12 protein-coding genes are annotated in these 18672 nt (G+C 67.7%); 5 read left to right on the top strand and 7 right to left on the bottom strand.

All coding sequences use genetic code 11. From position 1 onward, the window contains the following. Positions 1 to 27: 27 nt before the first annotated feature. Genes gatB through gatC form a run of 3 tightly spaced genes read right to left on the bottom strand, consistent with a single transcriptional unit; the run spans position 28 to position 3355 of the window. Positions 28 to 1542, bottom strand: coding sequence for an Asp-tRNA(Asn)/Glu-tRNA(Gln) amidotransferase subunit GatB (gene gatB / locus DW307_RS12180; protein ID WP_136024862.1), 1515 nt, complete (start codon positions 1540 to 1542; stop codon positions 28 to 30). Then, positions 1542 to 3059: an Asp-tRNA(Asn)/Glu-tRNA(Gln) amidotransferase subunit GatA gene (gene gatA, locus DW307_RS12175; protein ID WP_136024861.1), complete on the bottom strand. Its 1518-nt coding sequence runs from the start codon at positions 3057 to 3059 to the stop codon at positions 1542 to 1544. Before gatA ends, gatB begins: the two co-directional genes overlap by 1 nt. Then, positions 3056 to 3355, bottom strand: a complete 300-nt coding sequence (gene gatC, locus DW307_RS12170) for an Asp-tRNA(Asn)/Glu-tRNA(Gln) amidotransferase subunit GatC (protein WP_029265429.1) — start codon at positions 3353 to 3355, stop codon at positions 3056 to 3058. Before gatC ends, gatA begins: the two co-directional genes overlap by 4 nt. A gap of 67 nt (positions 3356 to 3422) precedes the next feature. Between gatC and DW307_RS12165 the strand changes: the two genes are divergently transcribed. Next, on the top strand, positions 3423 to 5123 hold the full coding sequence (locus tag DW307_RS12165; RefSeq protein ID WP_029265431.1) for a long-chain-fatty-acid--CoA ligase: 1701 nt from the start codon (positions 3423 to 3425) through the stop codon (positions 5121 to 5123). Positions 5124 to 5188: 65 nt separating this feature from the next. Next, positions 5189 to 7009 carry a DEAD/DEAH box helicase gene (locus tag DW307_RS12160; protein ID WP_021200498.1) on the top strand — a complete coding sequence of 607 codons (1821 nt, stop codon included), beginning with the start codon at positions 5189 to 5191 and terminating at the stop codon, positions 7007 to 7009. Positions 7010 to 7032: 23 nt separating this feature from the next. On the opposite strand, the gene DW307_RS12155 is transcribed toward DW307_RS12160, so the two are convergent. From DW307_RS12155 to DW307_RS12140, 4 genes are read right to left on the bottom strand one after another with little or no spacing between them, the layout of a single operon-like run. Further along, complete coding sequence (locus tag DW307_RS12155) at positions 7033 to 7500, bottom strand: hypothetical protein (RefSeq protein ID WP_136024860.1); 468 nt, start codon at positions 7498 to 7500, stop codon at positions 7033 to 7035. Further along, entirely contained in the window at positions 7497 to 9830 is a 2334-nt protein-coding gene (gene ligA / locus DW307_RS12150; protein WP_136024859.1) for an NAD-dependent DNA ligase LigA, read from the bottom strand. Before ligA ends, DW307_RS12155 begins: the two co-directional genes overlap by 4 nt. Positions 9831 to 9868: 38 nt before the next feature. Further along, positions 9869 to 10966, bottom strand: coding sequence for a tRNA 2-thiouridine(34) synthase MnmA (gene mnmA, locus DW307_RS12145; protein WP_136024858.1), 1098 nt, complete (start codon positions 10964 to 10966; stop codon positions 9869 to 9871). A 9-nt stretch (positions 10967 to 10975) separates the two neighbouring features. Next, on the bottom strand, positions 10976 to 12151 hold the full coding sequence (locus DW307_RS12140; protein ID WP_136024857.1) for a cysteine desulfurase family protein: 1176 nt from the start codon (positions 12149 to 12151) through the stop codon (positions 10976 to 10978). 100 nt (positions 12152 to 12251) lie between these two features. On the opposite strand from DW307_RS12140, the gene glgX reads away from it, so the two are divergent. The 3 genes from glgX (at position 12252) to glgB (ending at position 18663) form a co-directional block, all read left to right on the top strand. Further along, complete coding sequence (gene glgX, locus DW307_RS12135) at positions 12252 to 14324, top strand: glycogen debranching protein GlgX (RefSeq protein WP_021200493.1); 2073 nt, start codon at positions 12252 to 12254, stop codon at positions 14322 to 14324. 65 nt (positions 14325 to 14389) lie between these two features. Continuing rightward, positions 14390 to 16462 carry an alpha-1,4-glucan--maltose-1-phosphate maltosyltransferase gene (locus tag DW307_RS12130; RefSeq protein ID WP_446723837.1) on the top strand — a complete coding sequence of 691 codons (2073 nt, stop codon included), beginning with the start codon at positions 14390 to 14392 and terminating at the stop codon, positions 16460 to 16462. Then, entirely contained in the window at positions 16459 to 18663 is a 2205-nt protein-coding gene (gene glgB / locus DW307_RS12125; protein ID WP_136024856.1) for a 1,4-alpha-glucan branching protein GlgB, read from the top strand. The genes DW307_RS12130 and glgB overlap by 4 nt, the downstream gene beginning before the upstream one ends. Positions 18664 to 18672: the final 9 nt, after the last annotated feature.

The following is an 18672-nucleotide window of genomic DNA, read 5'->3' as shown; positions in this document are numbered from 1 at the left end:
CTCCGACAGGAGGCCCGGGGCCACGCGCTACTGGGCAGCGCGCTCGAGGATGAGTTCACGGACACGCGCCGCGTCCGCCTGGCCCTTCATGGCCTTCATGACGGCGCCGATGACAGCGCCGGCGGCCTGGACCTTGCCGTCCTTGATCTTCGCCATCACATCCGGCTGGGCCGCGAGAGCCTCGTCGATCGCAGCGATCAGCGCGCCGTCGTCCGACACCACGGCGAGGCCACGGGCGTCGACGACCTCCTGCGGAGTGCCTTCCCCCGCGATGACGCCTTCGAGCACCTGGCGGGCGAGCTTGTCGGTGAGCGTGCCCGCGTCGACCAGCTGCTGCAGTGCGGCGACGTTCTCCGGGCTGATCAGCTCGGTGGCTTCCTTCTCCTGCGCGTTCGCGAGACGGGAGATCTCTCCCGTCCACCACTTGCGGGCGGTCGCAGGTGCCGCACCGGCGGCGATGGTCGCCTCGACCACTTCGAGCAGGCCTCCGTTGCGCACGTCCTGGAACTCCAGGTCGGTGAAGCCCCACTCCGTCATCAGGCGACGACGGCGGGCGACAGGCTGCTCGGGAAGAGCCACGCGCAGCTCCTCGATCAGCTCGGCGGCCGGCTCCACGGGCAGCAGGTCGGGCTCCGGGAAGTAGCGGTAGTCGTCGGCGTCCGACTTCGGACGACCCGGCGATGTCGTACCGGTGTCCTCGTGCCAGTGCCGCGTCTCCTGCGTGATCGTGCCGCCATCGGCGAGGATCTGCGCCTGGCGCTGGATCTCGTACTTCACGGCCCGCTCGACCGAACGCATGGAGTTGACGTTCTTCGTCTCGGTGCGGGTGCCGAGCTTGTCGGTGCCACGCGGACGCAGAGAGACGTTGGCGTCGCAGCGCAGGTTTCCGCGTTCCAACCGGGCCTCGGAGATTCCGAGACCACGGACGATGTCACGGATCGCCTGCACGTAGGCCTTGGCGACCTCCGGTGCGCGGTGCTCGGTGCCGTAGATGATGTTCGTCACGATCTCCACCAGTGGCACGCCCGCACGGTTGTAGTCGACGAGCGAGTACTCGGCACCCTGGATGCGTCCGGTCGCCCCACCCATGTGGGTGAGCTTTCCAGCGTCCTCCTCCATGTGAGCGCGCTCGATCGGGATCGTGATGAGTGTCCCGTCCTCGAGCTCGACCTCGACCGAACCGTCATAGGCGATCGGCTCGTCGTACTGCGAGATCTGGTAGTTCTTGCCGAGATCCGGGTAGAAATAGTTCTTCCGCGCGAACCGGCTCGATTCCGCGATCGAGCATCCGAGAGCGAGACCCAGGCTGATCGACGAACGGATGGCGGTCTCGTTCACGACCGGAAGCGACCCCGGCAGACCGAGGTCGACGGGCGCGATCAGCGTGTTCGGCTCCGCGGCGTGGAAGGCCTCGTTGGCCGGGTTCGGCGCATCGGAGAACATCTTCGTGTTGGTGTTGAGCTCGACGTGCACCTCGAATCCGAGGACCGGCTCGAACAGCTCGAGCGCCTTGTCGAAGTCCATGAGCTTGGCGGCGGCCATCAGCGCTTCCCTCCTGCGAGCTGCGGTGCGCGGGTGAGCAGCGGCGCACCCCACGAGTCGACGAGCAGCGTCTCGAGCGCGGCGCCGACCTTGTAGAGACGCGCGTCCTCCCGTGCCGGGGCGATGAACTGGATGCCGACGGGGAGTCCGTCGTCATCGGCCAGACCGCTGGGGATGGAGATGCCGGGAACGCCGGCGAGGTTCACCGGAATCGTGGTGATGTCGTTGAGGTACATCTGCAGCGGGTCGTCGATCTTCTCGCCGAGCTTGAAGGCGGTGGTGGGCGCCGACGGCGTCGCGATGACGTCGACCTCGGCGAAGGCGTTGGCGAAGTCCTGCTGGATGAGTGTGCGGACCTTCTGCGCGCTGCCATAGTAGGCGTCGTAGTAACCGGCCGACAGTGCGTACGTTCCGAGGATGATGCGGCGCTTGACCTCGTCACCGAAGCCGGCGTCACGGGTTGCGGACATGACGTCCTCGACCGTCGGGTTTCCGTCGGGCGTCACCCGCAGACCGAAGCGCACCGAGTCGAACTTCGCCAGGTTGCTGGAGGCCTCTGCGGGGAGGATCAGGTAGTACGCAGCCACGCCGTACTCGAAGTGCGGAGCGCCGATCTCGACGATCTCCGCGCCCTGCGCCTCCATCAGCGCGAGCGCGCTGCGGAAGGAGGCTGCGACACCGGGCTGGAAGCCACTGTCCGGCAGCTCGCGGATCACGCCGACCTTGAGACCCTTGAGCACGTCTCCGCGCGCACCCTCGCGAGCCGCCTCCGCGAACGAAGGCCATGCATCGCGCAGCGACGTCGAGTCCTTGGGGTCATGACCGCCGATCGCATCGTGCAGCAGGCCGGAGTCGAGCACGGTCCGCGAGACCGGACCGACCTGGTCGAGGCTGGAGGCGAGGGCGATCGCACCGTAGCGGCTCACGCCGCCGTACGTCGGCTTGACGCCGACCGTGCCGGTCACGTGGGCGGGCTGACGGATCGAGCCGCCGGTGTCGGAGCCGAGAGCGAGCGGTGCCTCGAATGCGGCGACAGCGGCAGCCGAACCTCCACCGGAGCCACCGGGGATGCGGTCGAGGTCCCAGGGGTTGTGCGTGGGGCCGTATGCGGAGTGCTCGGTAGACGACCCCATGGCGAATTCGTCCATGTTCGTCTTGCCGAGCGGGATGAGTCCCGCATCGCGCGAGCGTGCGACGACGGTCGCATCGTAAGGCGAGCGGTATCCCTCGAGGATGCGCGACCCGCTGGTCGTCGGCTGGTCGGTCGTGACGAGCACGTCCTTGATCGCGAGAGGAACGCCGGCGAGCGGTCCGAGGGCCTCGCCGGCGGCGCGACGGGCGTCGATGGCCGTTGCGGCCTCGAGCGCTCCCTCGTTGATGTGGAGGAAGGCGTGGACGTCGCCGTCCACGGCGGCGATGCGATCGAGGTGCGCCTGGGTCGCCTCGACGCTCGACACCTCACGAGAGGCGAGCTTCGCGGCGAGGTCAGCCGCATCCAGCCGGATGATGTCGCTCACTGTTCTTCTCCCAGGATCGCGGTCACGCGGAAGCGGCCGTCGGCGGCATCCGGGGCGTTCTGAAGCACCTGCTCGTGCGTGAGCGTCTCGCCGACCACGTCGGGTCGGAAGACGTTGCTCAACGGAATCGGGTGACTCGTCGCCACGACGTCGGCGGTCGCGACTTCCGACACCTTCGCGATGTTGTCGACGATGGCGTCGAGCTGGCCCGTGAGCCTCGACACCTCGTCGTCGTTCAGCTGGATGCGTGCAAGCACACCGAGGTGGCGCACGAGTTCAGGGGTGATTTCAGACACTCCCCCAGTCTAGTTGGCGCGCTCCCCGGTCCCATGCCCGACGAGCAGCTCGACATATGCTGGGCGGGTGAGCACGTTCCAGCCTCCTCGCCCGTGGGTCGCCAGCTACGCCCCAGGCGTCCCGGAAGACCTCGCCCCGGTCGACGGATCACTCGTCGACATCGTCGCCGCGTCGGCGCGGGACTACCCCGATGCCCCCGCGCTGCAATTCTTCGGGCGTGAGACGACATACGCACAGCTGCAAGCAGCGATCGACCGCGCGGCGACGGGGCTGCGGGACCTCGGCGTCCGCGCCGGCGATCCTGTGGCCATCGTGCTGCCGAACTGCCCGCAGCACATCGTGGCCTTCTACGCGGTGCTGCGACTCGGCGCCGTCGTCGTCGAGCACAACCCGCTATACACGCCTCGTGAGCTGCGCAAGCAGTTCGAGGACCATGGAGCGAAACACGCGATCGTGTGGAACAAGGTCGTCTCCACGGTGCAGGAGTTCCCGGCGGACCTCGCCGTGACGAACCTCATCTCCGTCGACGTGACGCGCGCCATGCCGTTCCTCACGCGCTTCGCCCTGCGTCTCCCCGTCGCGAAGGCTCGCGACTCCCGCGCGGCCCTCACGGCCAAGGTGCGCGGCACGGTCGTCTGGGACTCGCTGGTCGCTTCCGACCCTCTGCCGGAGACGCACCCGAAGCCGGGAACCGACGATCTGGCGATCATCCAATACACCTCCGGAACGACCGGAACGCCGAAGGGGGCGGCGCTCACACACCGCAACCTGCTGGCGAACGCCGCCCAGTCGCAGGCCTGGGTGCCGTCGATCCGACGCGGCAACGGTTGCGTCGTGTACGCGGTCCTTCCCATGTTCCACGCTTACGGACTCACGCTCTGTCTGACGTTCGCGATGTCGATGGGGGCTCGACTCGTGCTCTTCCCCAAGTTCGATCCGGACCTCGTGCTCGACGTCGTCAAGAAGCACCCCGCCACGTTCCTGCCGCTGGTACCGCCCATAGCCGACCGCCTTCTCGCCGCGGCCAAGGCGAAGGGCGTGTCGCTCGAGGGCATCGAGGTCGCGATCTCCGGCGCGATGGCGCTGCCACATGAACTGGTTGTCCCCTTCGAGGAGGCCACCCACGGATATCTCGTCGAAGGCTACGGGCTGAGCGAGTGCTCCCCTGTCCTGATGGCGAACCCGGTGGCGGACAACCGCGTTCCCGGAACCGTCGGGCTTCCCCTGCCCGGAACCGAATGCCGCGTGGTGGATCCGGAGAACCCTGGTGAGGACGTGCCGCCGGGCTCTGCCGGGGAACTCGTCGTGCGCGGGCCGCAGGTGTTCTCGGGGTACTACGGCAAGCCGGAGGAGACGGAGGCGGTCTTCGTCGACGGCTGGTACCGCACCGGCGACATCGTCACGATCGACGAGGCCGGCTTCGTTCGCATCGTCGATCGCATCAAGGAGCTCATCATCACGGGCGGCTTCAACGTCACACCCACCGAGGTGGAGAACGCCCTGCGCCAGCACCCGCAGGTCGCGGATGCCGCGGTCATCGGTCTGCCGAGCGAGCACTCCGGTGAAGAGGTCGTCGCCGCGATCGTCATCGATCAGGGAACCGACGTGGACGTCGAGGCCGTTCGTGAGTTCGCGCGCAGCATCCTCACCCCCTACAAGGTCCCCCGCCGCATCTTCGTGGTGGACGAACTCCCGAAGTCGCTGATCGGTAAGGTGCTCCGGCGCCAGGTCAAGGAGAAGCTCGTGGCGCTGAACACCGGCGCCTGAGGACGCCCTCACAGGCGGCGGACGCCGCAGCGCGCTACCCTTGGGAAGTGACCCCTGAAGATGCAGTGCTGACCGACGCCCCCGACGAATCTCCCGCGACCCCTGGATTCGAGGAGCTCGGCATCACCGGGCCCGTCCTCAAAGCCATCAAAGACCTCGGCTACGAGACGCCGTCGCCCATCCAGGCGGCCACCATCCCGACGCTCCTGGCTGGGCGCGATGTCGTCGGCATGGCGCAGACCGGTACCGGGAAGACCGCGGCCTTCGCCCTCCCCGTGCTCGAGCGCCTCGATGTCTCCCAGAAGACCCCGCAGGCCCTCGTGCTCGCACCCACCCGTGAGCTCGCGCTCCAGGTCTGCGAGGCGTTCGAGTCGTACGCCTCCAAGATGAAGGGCGTGCACGTGCTCCCCGTCTACGGCGGGCAGGGCTACGGCGTGCAGCTGTCGGCTCTGCGCCGCGGCGTCCACGTGATCGTCGGCACGCCGGGCCGCATCATGGACCACCTCGCCAAGGGCACGCTCGACCTGTCGCAGCTGCAGTACCTCGTGCTCGACGAGGCCGACGAGATGCTGAAGATGGGCTTCGCCGAAGACGTGGAGCAGATCCTCGCGCAGACGCCCGAGGAGAAGCAGGTCGCGCTGTTCTCCGCGACGATGCCGCCGCAGATCCGCCGTCTCGCCCAGAAGTACCTGCGAGACCCTGAAGAGATCAGCATCAAGTCGAAGACCGCGACCGGCACCAACATCACGCAGCGCTATCTCGTCGTGTCGTACGCGCAGAAGGTCGATGCGCTCACCCGGATCCTCGAGGTCGAGAACTTCGACGGAATGATCGTCTTCGTCCGTACGAAGAACGAGACCGAGACCCTGGCGGAGAAGCTGCGCGCCCGTGGCTACTCGGCCGCAGCCATCAACGGCGACGTGCCTCAGGTGCAGCGTGAGCGCAGTGTGAACCAGCTCAAGGACGGCAAGCTCGACATCCTGGTCGCGACCGATGTGGCCGCGCGAGGACTCGACGTCGAGCGCATCAGTCACGTCGTCAACTTCGACATCCCCACCGACACCGAGTCCTATGTGCACCGCATCGGTCGCACGGGCCGCGCCGGACGATCGGGCGACGCGATCAGCTTCATCACCCCGCGCGAGCGCTACCTCCTGAAGCACATCGAGAAGGCGACGCGTCAGCAGCCGGCCCAGATGCAGCTCCCGAGCACGGAAGATGTGAACACCACGCGTCTGAACCGCTTCGACGACGCGATCACCACGGCGCTGTCGGAGACCGGGCGCATCGAGGCGTTCCGCGACATCGTGGCGCACTACGTGCGTCACCATGATGTCCCTGAGGGTGATGTGGCCGCCGCTCTGGCTGTCGTGGCGCAGGGTGACAAGCCGCTGCTGCTCGACCCCGCCAACGATCCGCTCACGAAGGCGGTCGAAGCAGACAACCGTCCCCCGCGCGAGCGCACGGGACGCGATGCTCGTGAGCCGCGTACGGAACGACGCGGGCGTGGCGATTACACCGCCTACCGCATCGAGGTCGGACGACGTCACCGTGTCGAACCCCGCCAGATCGTCGGGGCCCTCGCCAACGAGGGCGGTCTGGGACGCGACGACTTCGGTGCGATCAACATCCGTCCGGACTTCTCGACGGTCGAGCTGCCATCGAACCTGGATCCGTCTGTCCTCGAGAAGCTGCGCGACACGCGCATCTCGGGACGCCTGATCGAGATCAAGCCCGACCGCGGTCCCGGGGGCGCACGCCGCACCGGTGGCCCTCGGGAGGCCGGCGGTCGGGGTGACCGTTTCGAGCGTCGGGACCGCGATGATCGGCCGGCGCGCGACACGCGTGACGAGAAGCCGTACCGCAAGCCGCGTCACAAGAGCTGACCACCACTCGCGCGCGGAACGGATTATCCCTTCCCGCGCGCGAGTCGCGCGGCGACATCGATCAGCGGCTCCGGATGTGTGAGCAGCGCACGCTGCTCGGGGTGCGCGATGAGATGGGCGATCAGCCTATGCGCGCCCATGACCGCAGGCTCCCAGTATCCGCCGACGTGGTGTCTGCTCAGGGGCAGGACTCGAGATTCTCCGTCGACCGTCAGAGTCACGGAACCGTCGTCGGGATCGACTCCGGGATCGGTCAGCATGGCGGCGGTCAAAGCGCCGAGCAGAATCGTGCTGACGAGCCCGGGAAGACGGAACCTCGTCGTGGGGACGTCCATGACGATCGAGTCGAGCTCGCTCCAGCTCACGATCCCGCGATTATCGACGCCCTCGCGAATGATCACGGCATCAGGGGTCAACCGCAGATGATGGCGACCGGGATCTCCGACGGCGAGAGCCTCCGGGACGACGATCAGTGGCCCGAAGCGCTTCACGCCCCTTCGCCCGTGGGAGGGAGGGCATCCGGCCCCTGGGTCACCAGGATATGGAACTGCGCCGCGTCGAGGATTCGCAGGCCGAGGTCCTCCGCCTTCGCCAGCTTGGAACCCGCGCCGGGGCCGGCGGCGACGAAGTCGGTCTTCTTCGATACGCTCGACGCGGCCTTGCCGCCCGCGTTGATGATGGCCTCCTGTGCGCCGTCTCGTGTGTAACCGTCGAGGGATCCGGTGGCGACGACGGTCAGCCCCTCCAGGACTCCGCCCGCGGCCACAGCCGCGCCGGGGCCGGGGTGCCCAGGCGTCGCCCACTGCACGCCCGCGTCCTCCCACTGCTGAACGATCTCCTGGTGCCAGTCCACCTCGAACCAGGCGAGAAGCGAATCGGCGATGATGCCACCGACGCCCTCGACCGCGGCGAGCTCGTCGCGTGACGCCGCGCGGATCGCGTCGAGCGACCCGAACCACTGAGCGAGCGCCCTCGCGGCGACAGGGCCGACATGGCGGATGTTCAGTGAGACGAGCAGCCGCCACAGGTCCTTCGTCTTGGCCTTCTCCAGTTCTGCGAGCAGGGTGAGCGCCTGTGCGGAGGGCTGGGGTCCGTCGAGACCGGACTTCTTCTCAGCCGCAGTGGGGTTGCGTCGGAAAGGAGCGCGAGTTTTGACGACCCCGTCCTCGTCTTCCTTGGGGAGACCCGTCTCGGCGTCGCGAACGAACAGCTCGATGGGGACCAGCTGTTCGAGGCTGAGCGCGAACAGGCCCGCCTCGGTCTCGAGCGGTGGCACTGCAGGAGACGTCGGCTGCGTCAGGGCCGCAGCGGTGACCTCGCCCAGTGCCTCGACGTCGAGGGCGCCTCGCGAACCGATGTGCTCCACGCGTCCGCGCACCTGCGCCGGGCACGAGCGTGCGTTCGGACAGCGCAGATCGACATCGCCTTCCTTCATGGCTCGCAGGGGCGTGCCGCACTCCGGGCACTCGACGGGCATCACGAACTCGCGCTCGGTGCCGTCGCGCTTCTCGACGACCGGCCCGAGGACCTCGGGGATCACGTCGCCGGCTTTGCGCAGCACGACCGTGTCACCGATCAGCACGCCTTTCGCCTTCACGACGTCCTTGTTGTGCAGCGTCGCCTGGCGGACCACCGATCCGGCGACATGTGCGGGGGCCATGACGGCGAACGGAGTCGCGCGACCGGTGCGACCGACCGACACGACGATGTCGAGCAGCTTCGTCTGCACCTCTTCCGGCGGGTACTTGTAGGCGATCGCCCAGCGCGGGGCCCGGCTCGTCGCGCCGAGCTCGTCGTGCAGCTCGAGCTCGTCGACCTTGACCACGATGCCGTCGAGCTCATGCTCGACATCATGCCGATGCTCGCCGAAGTACTCGACGAACGTGACGACCTCGTCGATCGTGCGGCAGACCTTCGTGTGCGGGCTCGTGGGCAGCCCCCACTCCGCGAGCAGGTCGTACACCTCGCTCTGCGCGGCGACCGGAGGGTTCGACCATGCGCCGACCCCGTGCACGTACAGCGCGAGCGACTCGATCCGCAACAGTCCTGCTTCGAGCTCGAGGCCGTTCTTCTTGTCGATCTGCTGGCGGAGTCCACCGCTCGCCGCATTGCGGGGGTTCGCGAAGGCCGGGAATCGCCGGGCGGCCGCAGTGCGCGCCTTCTCATCGTCGAAGGGCTTCTTCACCCCGCCGCGCGACTCCCACCGCTCGAGCGCGTCGGCGTAGGCCCGGTCGCGGAAGGTCGCCTGCGCCGCATTGAGCCGTTCGAACGCCGCCACGGGGATGAAGACCTCGCCGCGCACTTCGACGATCGGGGGATGCCCGTCGCCGCTGAGCCGATATGGGATCTCAGGGAGACGCAAAGCGTTCTCGGTGACGATCTCTCCGACGCGTCCGTCGCCTCTGGTGGCCGCGGAGGTCAGCACACCGTTCTCGTAGCGGAGGTTGATCGCCAGTCCGTCGATCTTGAGCTCGGTGAGCCAGGCGACCTCGCGGCCCGCTGCGGCCTTCGTCTTCGCTGCCCACTCCTTCAGCTCGTCGATCGAGAAGACGTTGTCGAGGCTGAGCATCCGCTCGGCGTGCTCGATGGTCGCAAGACCCGTCGCCTCGGCCGCGCCGACCATCTGGGTGGGCGAGTCCTGTCCCTGGAGCTCGGGGTGCAGACGCTCGAGCTCTTCGAGCCGGTGCATCCATCCGTCATAGGTGAAGTCATCGACGACCGAGGTGTCGCGGCCGTAGTAGGCCTCTTTGGCGTCGAGGATGCGAGTGGTCAGCTCTTCAGCTTCGGTTCGGGCGTCTTCCAGCGAGATGTTCTCCGGCACCCCGCCAGTCTACGAGCGGGTACCGACACCGGAAACGTCTACGCGCCGACGGGAACCGCCGAGACCGTCGTATCGATCGTGAACTGTCCGAGCACGCGCGTTCCGACGTAGAGCACAGCGGTCTGCCCCGGTGCGACGCCGTCGAGGGGAACTTCCGGTATGACGCGTACACCCCCGTCGGAGACCTCGGCGTGTGCGGCCACGGGCTCGGAATGCGCACGGATCTGCACATGGCAGGAGAAGGACGATTCGGTCGGTGCAGCGCCGGCCCAGCTGAACCGCTCCCCCGCGATCTCGGCGATGGCGAGGGCCTCCTTCGGGCCGACGACGACGGTGTTGGAGACCGGGCGCACTTCGAGAACGAACCTCGGCTTGCCGTCGGCCGCGGGCACACCGAGCTTGAGACCGCGGCGCTGCCCGACGGTGAAGGAGTGAGCACCCTCGTGGGATCCGACGACCTCTCCGCTGCGGTCGACGATCTCGCCGGTCGCCGTGCCGACCTTCTCGGCGAGCCAACCGCGGGTGTCACCATCGGGGATGAAGCAGATGTCGTGGCTGTCCGGTTTCTGCGCGACGCTCAGACCGCGTGCCTCGGCTTCGGCGCGCACGATCGCCTTCGAGGGCGTGGTGCCGAGCGGGAAGTAGGTGTGCGCGAGCTGCTCGGCGTTGAGGACGCCCAGGACGTACGACTGGTCTTTGGCGTTGTCGGAGGCGCGGTGCAGCTCGAGACCCCCGTCGCCGTCGATCAACGTCGCGTAGTGCCCCGTGCACACGGCGTCGAACCCGAGCTCGATCGCTCGCTCCAGCAGTGCGGCGAACTTGATCTTCTCGTTGCATCGCATGCAGGGATTCGGGGTGCGACCGGCCTGGTACTCGGAGATGAAATCTGCGATCACGTCGTCGCGGAACCGCTCCGAGAAGTCCCAGACGTAGAACGGGATGCCGAGCACGTCGGCGGCGCGACGAGCGTCGAGGGCATCCTCGATCGTGCAGCAGCCGCGGCTGCCGGTGCGCAGGGTGCCGCCGGCACGGGACAGTGCCAGATGCACGCCGACCACGTCGTGCCCCGCCTCCACGGCCCTGGCGGCCGCGACGGCGGAGTCGACACCACCGCTCATAGCCGCAAGGATCCGCATGAGACCAGTCTACGAGCGCGCGGCTGTGCCGGCGCCGGATGCGCGGGCATACGCGTCAGCGATCGTGGCGAGCACCGCATCGACGTCGGTATCGGTCGAGGTTCGACCGAGCGAGAACCGCAGCACGCTGCGCGCATCCCGTTCGCTGCGCCCCATCGCCATCACGACGTGCGACGGCTCGGCGACGCCCGCCTGGCAGGCGGATCCCGTCGAGGCGGCGACGCCGGCGACATCGAGGAGGAAAAGCAGGCTCTCCCCCACCGCGCCGGGGAACAGCACGTGCGCGTTCCCCGGGAGGCGCACGGTCGGATCCCCCAGCAGTTCTGCTCTCGGCACGGCCGCCCTGATGCCGGACACGAGACGGTCACGCAGCGCGCTGAGTCGTGCGGTCTCGTCCGATCGTTCGCGCTCTGCGAGCTCTAGCGCCGTCGCGAAAGCGGCAGCTCCGGGGACATCTTGCGTGCCCGCGCGCAACCCGCGCTGCTGCGCTCCGCCACGCAGCAGCGCAGTGAGGCGGGCCGTACGCGCCGTGACGAGGACTCCCACGCCGACCGGCGCGCCGATCTTGTGGCCGGCGAAGCTCATGGCGACCAGGCCGACCCCACCGTCGGCATCACCTCGCAGGGTGCGGAACGACAGGGGCACGTGCCCGAGAGCCGCGACGGCGTCGATGTGCAGGGGAACTCCCGCTCCCGCCGCCACGGCTGCGAGGGAGCGGGTGTCGTTGATGGTTCCGGCCTCGTTGTTCGCCGCGAGCGCCGTCGCCAGAGCGGCACCGGGAAGCTCGGCGGCGAACTGCTCGGGATCGATCCGCGCGTCGGGCGCGACGGGCACTCGTCGCAGTGCTGCCCCTTCATCCACGAGCGCGGCGACCGTGTCCATGGTCGCGTGATGCTCGGCGTCGGGCATCACGATCGCCGACGTTCCGCCCGCGCGGCCGTGCCACAACCCCTGAAGAGCGAGGTTGATGGACTCCGTGCCCCCGGAGGTGAACACGATCTCGATCGGGTCGGCCTCCAGCACCGCGCCGACCCGTTCGCGCGACTCCTCGAGCAGCCGACGCGCATCCTGACCCGCCCCGTGCGTCGACGACGCATTGCCGACCATCTGGGAAGCGGCGAGCCAGGCCTCCCGTGCTTCGGGGCGCAGTGGCGTGGTCGCCGCGTGGTCCAGATAGTGCCGCATCCTTCGATTCTCTCCCGAAACGAGGGCGGAAGGGCGCTGCCTCCAGGTACCGGGTGCGCGCTGACATGAGACGGCAACACATCGCGCCTAGTGTGTACTCATGCCCGAGTCCCGAGACCTCACCGTGCCCGGCGGACCTGCCCTCGACAACCTCGGCGTTCGTCTGCACGACGGCGTCGGTACCCTGCGCGTCTGGTCGCAGAACGCCTCCTCCATCGAGTTGGTCGTCTTCGACGCCACCGACCTCGACTGGGCGACGGACGAAGTGCCGCTCGAGCGACTCGCCGGGGGCGTCTGGGAGGTCACCACCGAACTGCTCCAACCCGGTGTGCGGTATGCCATCCGTGTCGGGGGTCCGCACGGCCCCGGGAACACGTTCAACCCGGAGACGCTGCTCCTCGACCCCTACGCCCGCGGCCTCGCGCAGGGAGACGGGTACGAGGAATGGCGCTCCGTGGTGATCGTCGACGGCTTCGATTGGGGCGAGTCGCAGAAGCCTCGGGTGCCGTTGGACCGCACTGTCATCTACGAGGGGCATCTCAAAGGCCTCACCAAACGTCATCCCGATGTTCCTCCCGCACTGCACGGCACCTACGCCGGGCTCGCCCACCCCGCGATGATCGCGTACTTCCACTCCCTGGGGATCACGTCGATCGAGCTGCTCCCGGTTCATGCCTTCGTGCCGGAACCTCGCCTCCTCGAGCGCGGTCTCACCAACTACTGGGGCTACAACACGCTGAACTTCTTCACCCCGCACACCGCCTACGCCACCGAGGAGGCCCGCAAGGAGGGGCCGGAGGCAGTGCTGGCCGAGTTCAAGGGCATGGTGCGGCTGCTGCACGAGGCAGGACTCGAGGTCATCCTCGACGTCGTGTACAACCACACGTCCGAAGAGGGCATCGGCGGTCCGCGCTCGAGCCTGCGCGGCATCGACAACGCGAACTACTACCGGCAGGATGAGTCCGGCGTCTACGTCGACACCACCGGGTGCGGCAACACCCTGAACACGGCGACCGATGCCGGTGCCCGACTCGTTCTGGACTCCCTGCGCTACTGGGCGCAGGAGATGCAGATCGACGGCTTCCGCTTCGACCTCGCCACGGCCATCGCCCGCGACGCCGCCCACACCTACACCCCGGAGCATCCGCTTCTCACCGCCATCGCGGACGATCCGATCCTCGCCGACACCAAGCTCATCGCCGAGCCATGGGACGTCGGTCTCGGCGGCTGGCAGACGGGCAACTTCCCGGCCGGCTGGCATGAGTGGAACGACCGCTATCGCGATCGGGTGCGCAACTTCTGGCTGAGCGACATCGACTACGCCCGCCGAGCATCTGCCCCGGTGGGCATCGGTGGATTCGCGACCCGTCTCGCCGGATCGTCGAACACCTTCAGCGAGGACCGCGGTCCGCTCGCCAGCGTGAACTTCGTCACGGCGCACGACGGCTTCACCCTGCACGACCTCGTCTCCTACGACGTCAAGCACAATGAGGCCAACGGCGAACAGAATCGCGACGGTGCGGACATGAACCGCGCGTTCAACCACGGAGTCGAGGGGCCGACAGACGACCCGACCATCCTCGCCTCGCGGCGCAAAGCCATGCGCAACCTGCTCGGAACGCTCCTGCTGTCCGCGGGCATTCCCATGCTCACCGCCGGCGACGAGGTCGGTCGCACCCAGCGAGGCAACAACAACGCCTATGCCCAGGACTCCGTCCTGACCTGGCTCGGTTGGGAGTTCGAGCCCTGGCAGGACGATCTGCGCGCCCACGTCTCCCGGCTCATCCGGCTGCGCCAGGAGAACCCCGCCTTGCGACCGAGCCGCTACGCGCGACTCGGCGAGCACATCCCCAACGCCTCGGTGATGGACTGGTACGACCAGAACGGGGAGACGATGGAGCAGGACCAATGGGCCGACCCAGGGAACCGGACGCTGCAGTATGTCGCCGCCTCCACTCCCGACACCGAGGCCTACAACCGCATCCTGCTGATCGTGCACGGTACCGAGTCGCCCATCGATGTACGCCTGCCCGTCGAGATCGAAGACGCGACCCGCTTCGTCTCGCTGTGGTCGAGTGCTCAGGAGCGCCCTTCCGATGACGAAGAGGTCTTCGCGCCTGGCGATGTGCTGCCGGTCTCGGGCACGTCGATGAGGCTGTTCCGCATCGAATGAAGCCGGCCGACGACGCACCCTCCGGCGCGCTACCCGTGGCCACGTCCGCGCGGTACATTCGGGAGGTGGCTGCACGTGCTGGTACTCGGTCCTCGGCTCTTCGGAGCCCCGCTCAGATCCCGGCGCGCGCCCTGGGCGTTGCGGATTCTCCCGGTGCACTGCGGACGACCCGCATCCCGCTGCTCGACCCGTCGCCATCGGTACCCGGTGGCTTCAGGCCGAAGGCCTTCGTCGGCGAAGTGGTGCCCTTCAGCGTGGTCGCGTTCCGCGAGGGCCACGACGTCATCGGCGTGCACGTCCGGCTCACGTCCCCTTCCGGAGAAGAGACCCTGCATCGCCTCTCTCCCCGCGACGACGGCACCGACACCTGGTCGACGCCGATCGCGCTCGACGAACAGGGCGAATGGCTCTTCCGGTTCGAGGCCTTCTCCGATGACTTCGCGACCTGGGCGCACGCCGCGGAGCTGAAGATCGCCGCCGGGGTCGACGTCCCGGTGATGGCAGCGCTGGGGGCAGATCTGCTGACGCGGGCCGCCGCGGAGAAGGACCGCCCGGCACCGCAGCGGAAACGGCTCGGCGCAGACGCGGTATCCCTGCAGGCCGGCGATGCCGCGACAACCATGGCGCTGGCGACGGATGCAGGATTGGTTCAGATCTTCCGCGACCGTCCCGTGACGACTCTGCGCTCCGCGACGCCGACACACACGCTGCATGCCGACCGGCGCGCGGCAGGTGTCGGCGCCTGGTACGAGTTCTTCCCCCGCTCCGAAGGCGCGCGGCGTCTGAAGGACGGCACCGTCAAGAGCGGCACGTTCCGCACCGCGACGCGGCGTCTGCCCGACGTCGCGGCGATGGGTTTCGACGTGGTGTATCTGGTGCCGATCCATCCGATCGGTTCCACCAATCGCAAGGGACGCAACAACACCCTCACCGCCGAGGCCGGAGACCCGGGTTCGCCGTACGCGATCGGCGCCGCGGAAGGCGGGCACGATGCGATCCATCCCGAACTTGGCACCCCGCAGGATTTCCGGGCGTTCGTGCGCGCGGCACGGAGGGAAGGGCTCGAGGTCGCGCTCGACCTCGCACTCCAGGCCTCGCCCGACCATCCATGGGTGCGCGAGCATCCGGAATGGTTCACGACCCTCCCGGACGGCACGATCGCCTACGCCGAGAACCCGCCGAAGAAGTACCAGGACATCTACCCGCTGAACTTCGACAACGATCCGGACGGCATCTACGCCGAGATGCTGCGGGTCGTGCAGCACTGGGTGGCGCAGGGCGTGAAGATCTTCCGCGTCGACAACCCGCACACGAAACCGCTCCAGTTCTGGGAATGGCTCATCGCAGAGGTGAACGCCGTCGACCCCGACGTGATCTTCCTCGCGGAGGCGTTCACCCGACCGGCCGTCATGCGCGCGCTTGCCGCGGTCGGTTTCCAGCAGAGCTACAGCTACTTCACCTGGCGCAACACGAAGGCCGAGCTCGAGGAGTTCCTCGGCTCGGTATCCCACGAGACCTCCGACTACATGAGGCCCAACCTCTTCGTGAACACCCACGACATCCTCACCGAGTACCTGCAGTTCGGTGGCAGAGCGGCCTACAGGATCCGCGCCTGCATCGCCGCGACGGCAGGTCCCGTATGGGGTGTTTACGCGGGCTACGAACTCTTCGAGAACGTCGCCCGTCCCGGGTCCGAAGAGAACATCGACAACGAGAAGTACGAGTACAAGTTCCGAGACTGGGTCGGCGCCGAGGCTCGCGGCGAATCGCTCGCTCCCCTGCTGCGCCGACTCAACGAGATCCGGGGCGCTCATCCCGCGTTGCAGCAGCTCCGCAACTTCCGCGCGCACTGGAGCGACGACGACGCGGTGCTCGTCTACAGCAAGCATCTGGCGGCGCCGTTCACCGGCACCGGTCGCGGAGACACCGTCATCGTCGTCGCCAACGTCGACCCGCACTCGGTGCGGGAGACCACCGTGCACCTCGACACGACCCAGTGGGGCATCCTCCCGGGCGAGGCCTTCGAGGTGGAGGACCTCCTCACGGGAGCCGTCTGGACCTGGACCGATCACAACTACGTGCGACTCGACGCCTTCGCCGAGCCGGTGCACATCCTGAAGGTGAGGGAGCGATCATGAGCTACACGGAAGACGTCGCCGCATCCACCGAATGGGAGGCGGTCTCATCAGCCACGTACCACGATCCTCACTCCGTTCTCGGAGCGCATGCCCACAAGGATGCGGCCGATCGCACCGTCACCGTGATCCGTGCCAGACGCCCGCTCGCAGAAGCAGTCGCAGCCGTCTTCGACGACGGCAGCAGGCAGGAGCTCGCCCACGTCGCCCACGGCATCTGGGAGGGCGAGCACAGCGGTCCCCCGGTCCCTTACCGCATCGCCACGAGGTACGCAGATCACGATGAGACAGTGTCGGGCGACCCGTATCGGCATCCGCCGACGCTCGGCGACCTCGACCTGCACCTGATCGCCGAGGGGCGTCACGAACGCCTCTGGGAGGCGTTGGGTGCTCATGTGCGCACGTTCGACGGAGAGATCGGCGTCTCGTTCGCGGTCTGGGCGCCCAACGCCACTGCCGTGCGGGTGGTCGGCGATCACAACGACTGGAACGGCGAAGCCCACGCCATGCGCTCGATGGGCGTCAGCGGCGTCTGGGAGCTTTTCGTTCCGGGGCTTCCGATCGGCACCAGATACAAGTACCAGATCCGCACCCGCGAGGGGGCGTGGATCCTCAAGGCCGACCCGATGGCGCTCGCTGCCGAGGTTCCACCCGACACGGCATCGATCGTGACGGCATCGACGCACAGCTGGTCGGATGGCGCGTGGATGACGCGCCGGGCGGCCACCCACGCCGTGGCACAGCCGTTGTCGATCTACGAGATCCACGTCGGCTCATGGCGTGCGGGCCTCGGATACCGCGAGATCGCCGACCCGCTGATCCAGCATGTGACGGAATCGGGCTTCTCCCACGTCGAGTTCATGCCGCTGGCGGAGCATCCGTTCGGTGGATCGTGGGGCTATCAGGTCAGCGGATACTACGCCCCCACGAGCAGGTTCGGCACGCCCGACGACCTGCGCTATCTCATCGACCGTCTCCACCAGGCCGGCATCGGCGTGATCATGGACTGGGTTCCGGGCCACTTCCCCAAGGATGCCTTCGCACTCGCACGTTTCGACGGTCAGCCTCTCTACGAGCACCCGGACCCACGACGCGGAGAGCATCAGGACTGGGGCACACTCATCTTCGATTACGGCCGCCCGGAGGTCCGCGGATTCCTGGTCGCCAACGCCCTGTACTGGCTCCGAGAGTTCCATGTCGATGGGCTTCGTGTCGACGCCGTCGCCTCGATGCTCTACCTCGACTACTCCCGTCAACCGGGCGAATGGGAGCCGAACATCCATGGCGGGCGCGAGAACCTCGAGGCGATCCGTTTCCTGCAGGAGGTGAATGCCACCGCCTACCGGCTGCACCCGGGGATCCTGATGATCGCGGAGGAGTCCACCAGCTTCCCCGGCGTCACCGCTCCCACCGACCACGCAGGCCTGGGTTTCGGGTTCAAGTGGAACATGGGCTGGATGAACGACTCCCTGCAGTACATCTCACGCGACCCGATGTACCGCGGGCATCACGAGGGCGAGATGACCTTCTCCTTCGTCTACGCCTTCGGTGAGAACTATCTGCTTCCCATCAGCCACGACGAAGTCGTCCACGGCAAGGGCAGCCTGGTCGCAAAGATGCCGGGAGACCATTGGCACAAGCTGGCGAACGTGCGTGCGTACCTCGCCTACATGTGGGGGCACCCCGGCAAGAAGCTGCTGTTCATGGGGCAGGAGTTCGGCCAGCTGGCGGAGTGGTCGGAAGGGCGCGAGCTGGATTGGTGGCTCCTCGAGCAGCCCTCACATGCCCAGCTGCAGGACTTCATCGGCGAGATGAACCGTACCTACCGGGCGCAGGCCCCTCTCTGGGAACGCGACAACGACGGTTCGTCGTTCAGCCGCCTCGGTGCACCGAGTTGGGAATCCACGGTGATCGCGTTCGAGCGGCGTGACGCGCACGGCGGGCGCCTGGTCGTCGTGAGCAACTTCGCCGGGGTGGAACGCACCGGGTATCAGCTCACCCTTCCTCGAGAAGGAGTGTGGCAGGAGGTGCTCAACACGGACGCGGCGGACTACGGGGGTCGAGGATCGGGCAACCTCGGGTTGGTCTATGCGAAGCCCTCTGAAGGAGGAGCACCGCTCGCGACCCTGACGTTGCCCGCGCTCTCGACGCTGTGGCTGCGCTACCAGTCCGACCCTCACGTGCCTACGGTCAACCACGGCTGAGCGCGCCGG

It is taken from the genome of Microbacterium sp. K27 (assembly GCF_004794435.1).
GTDB lineage: Bacteria > Actinomycetota > Actinomycetes > Actinomycetales > Microbacteriaceae > Microbacterium > Microbacterium maritypicum_A.
This window is presented reverse-complemented; position numbering and strand designations above follow the sequence as displayed.

What these genes read in the sequence shown, in the direction of transcription:
- gatB (WP_136024862.1), bottom strand. Translation starts at nt 1,542, where the DNA reads ATGGCCGCCGCCAAGCTCATGGACTTCGACAAGGCGCTCGAGCTGTTC.
- mnmA (WP_136024858.1), bottom strand. Translation starts at nt 10,966, where the DNA reads ATGCGGATCCTTGCGGCTATGAGCGGTGGTGTCGACTCCGCCGTCGCG.
- DW307_RS12140 (WP_136024857.1), bottom strand. Translation starts at nt 12,151, where the DNA reads ATGCGGCACTATCTGGACCACGCGGCGACCACGCCACTGCGCCCCGAA.
- glgX (WP_021200493.1), top strand. Translation starts at nt 12,252, where the DNA reads ATGCCCGAGTCCCGAGACCTCACCGTGCCCGGCGGACCTGCCCTCGAC.
- glgB (WP_136024856.1), top strand. Translation starts at nt 16,459, where the DNA reads ATGAGCTACACGGAAGACGTCGCCGCATCCACCGAATGGGAGGCGGTC.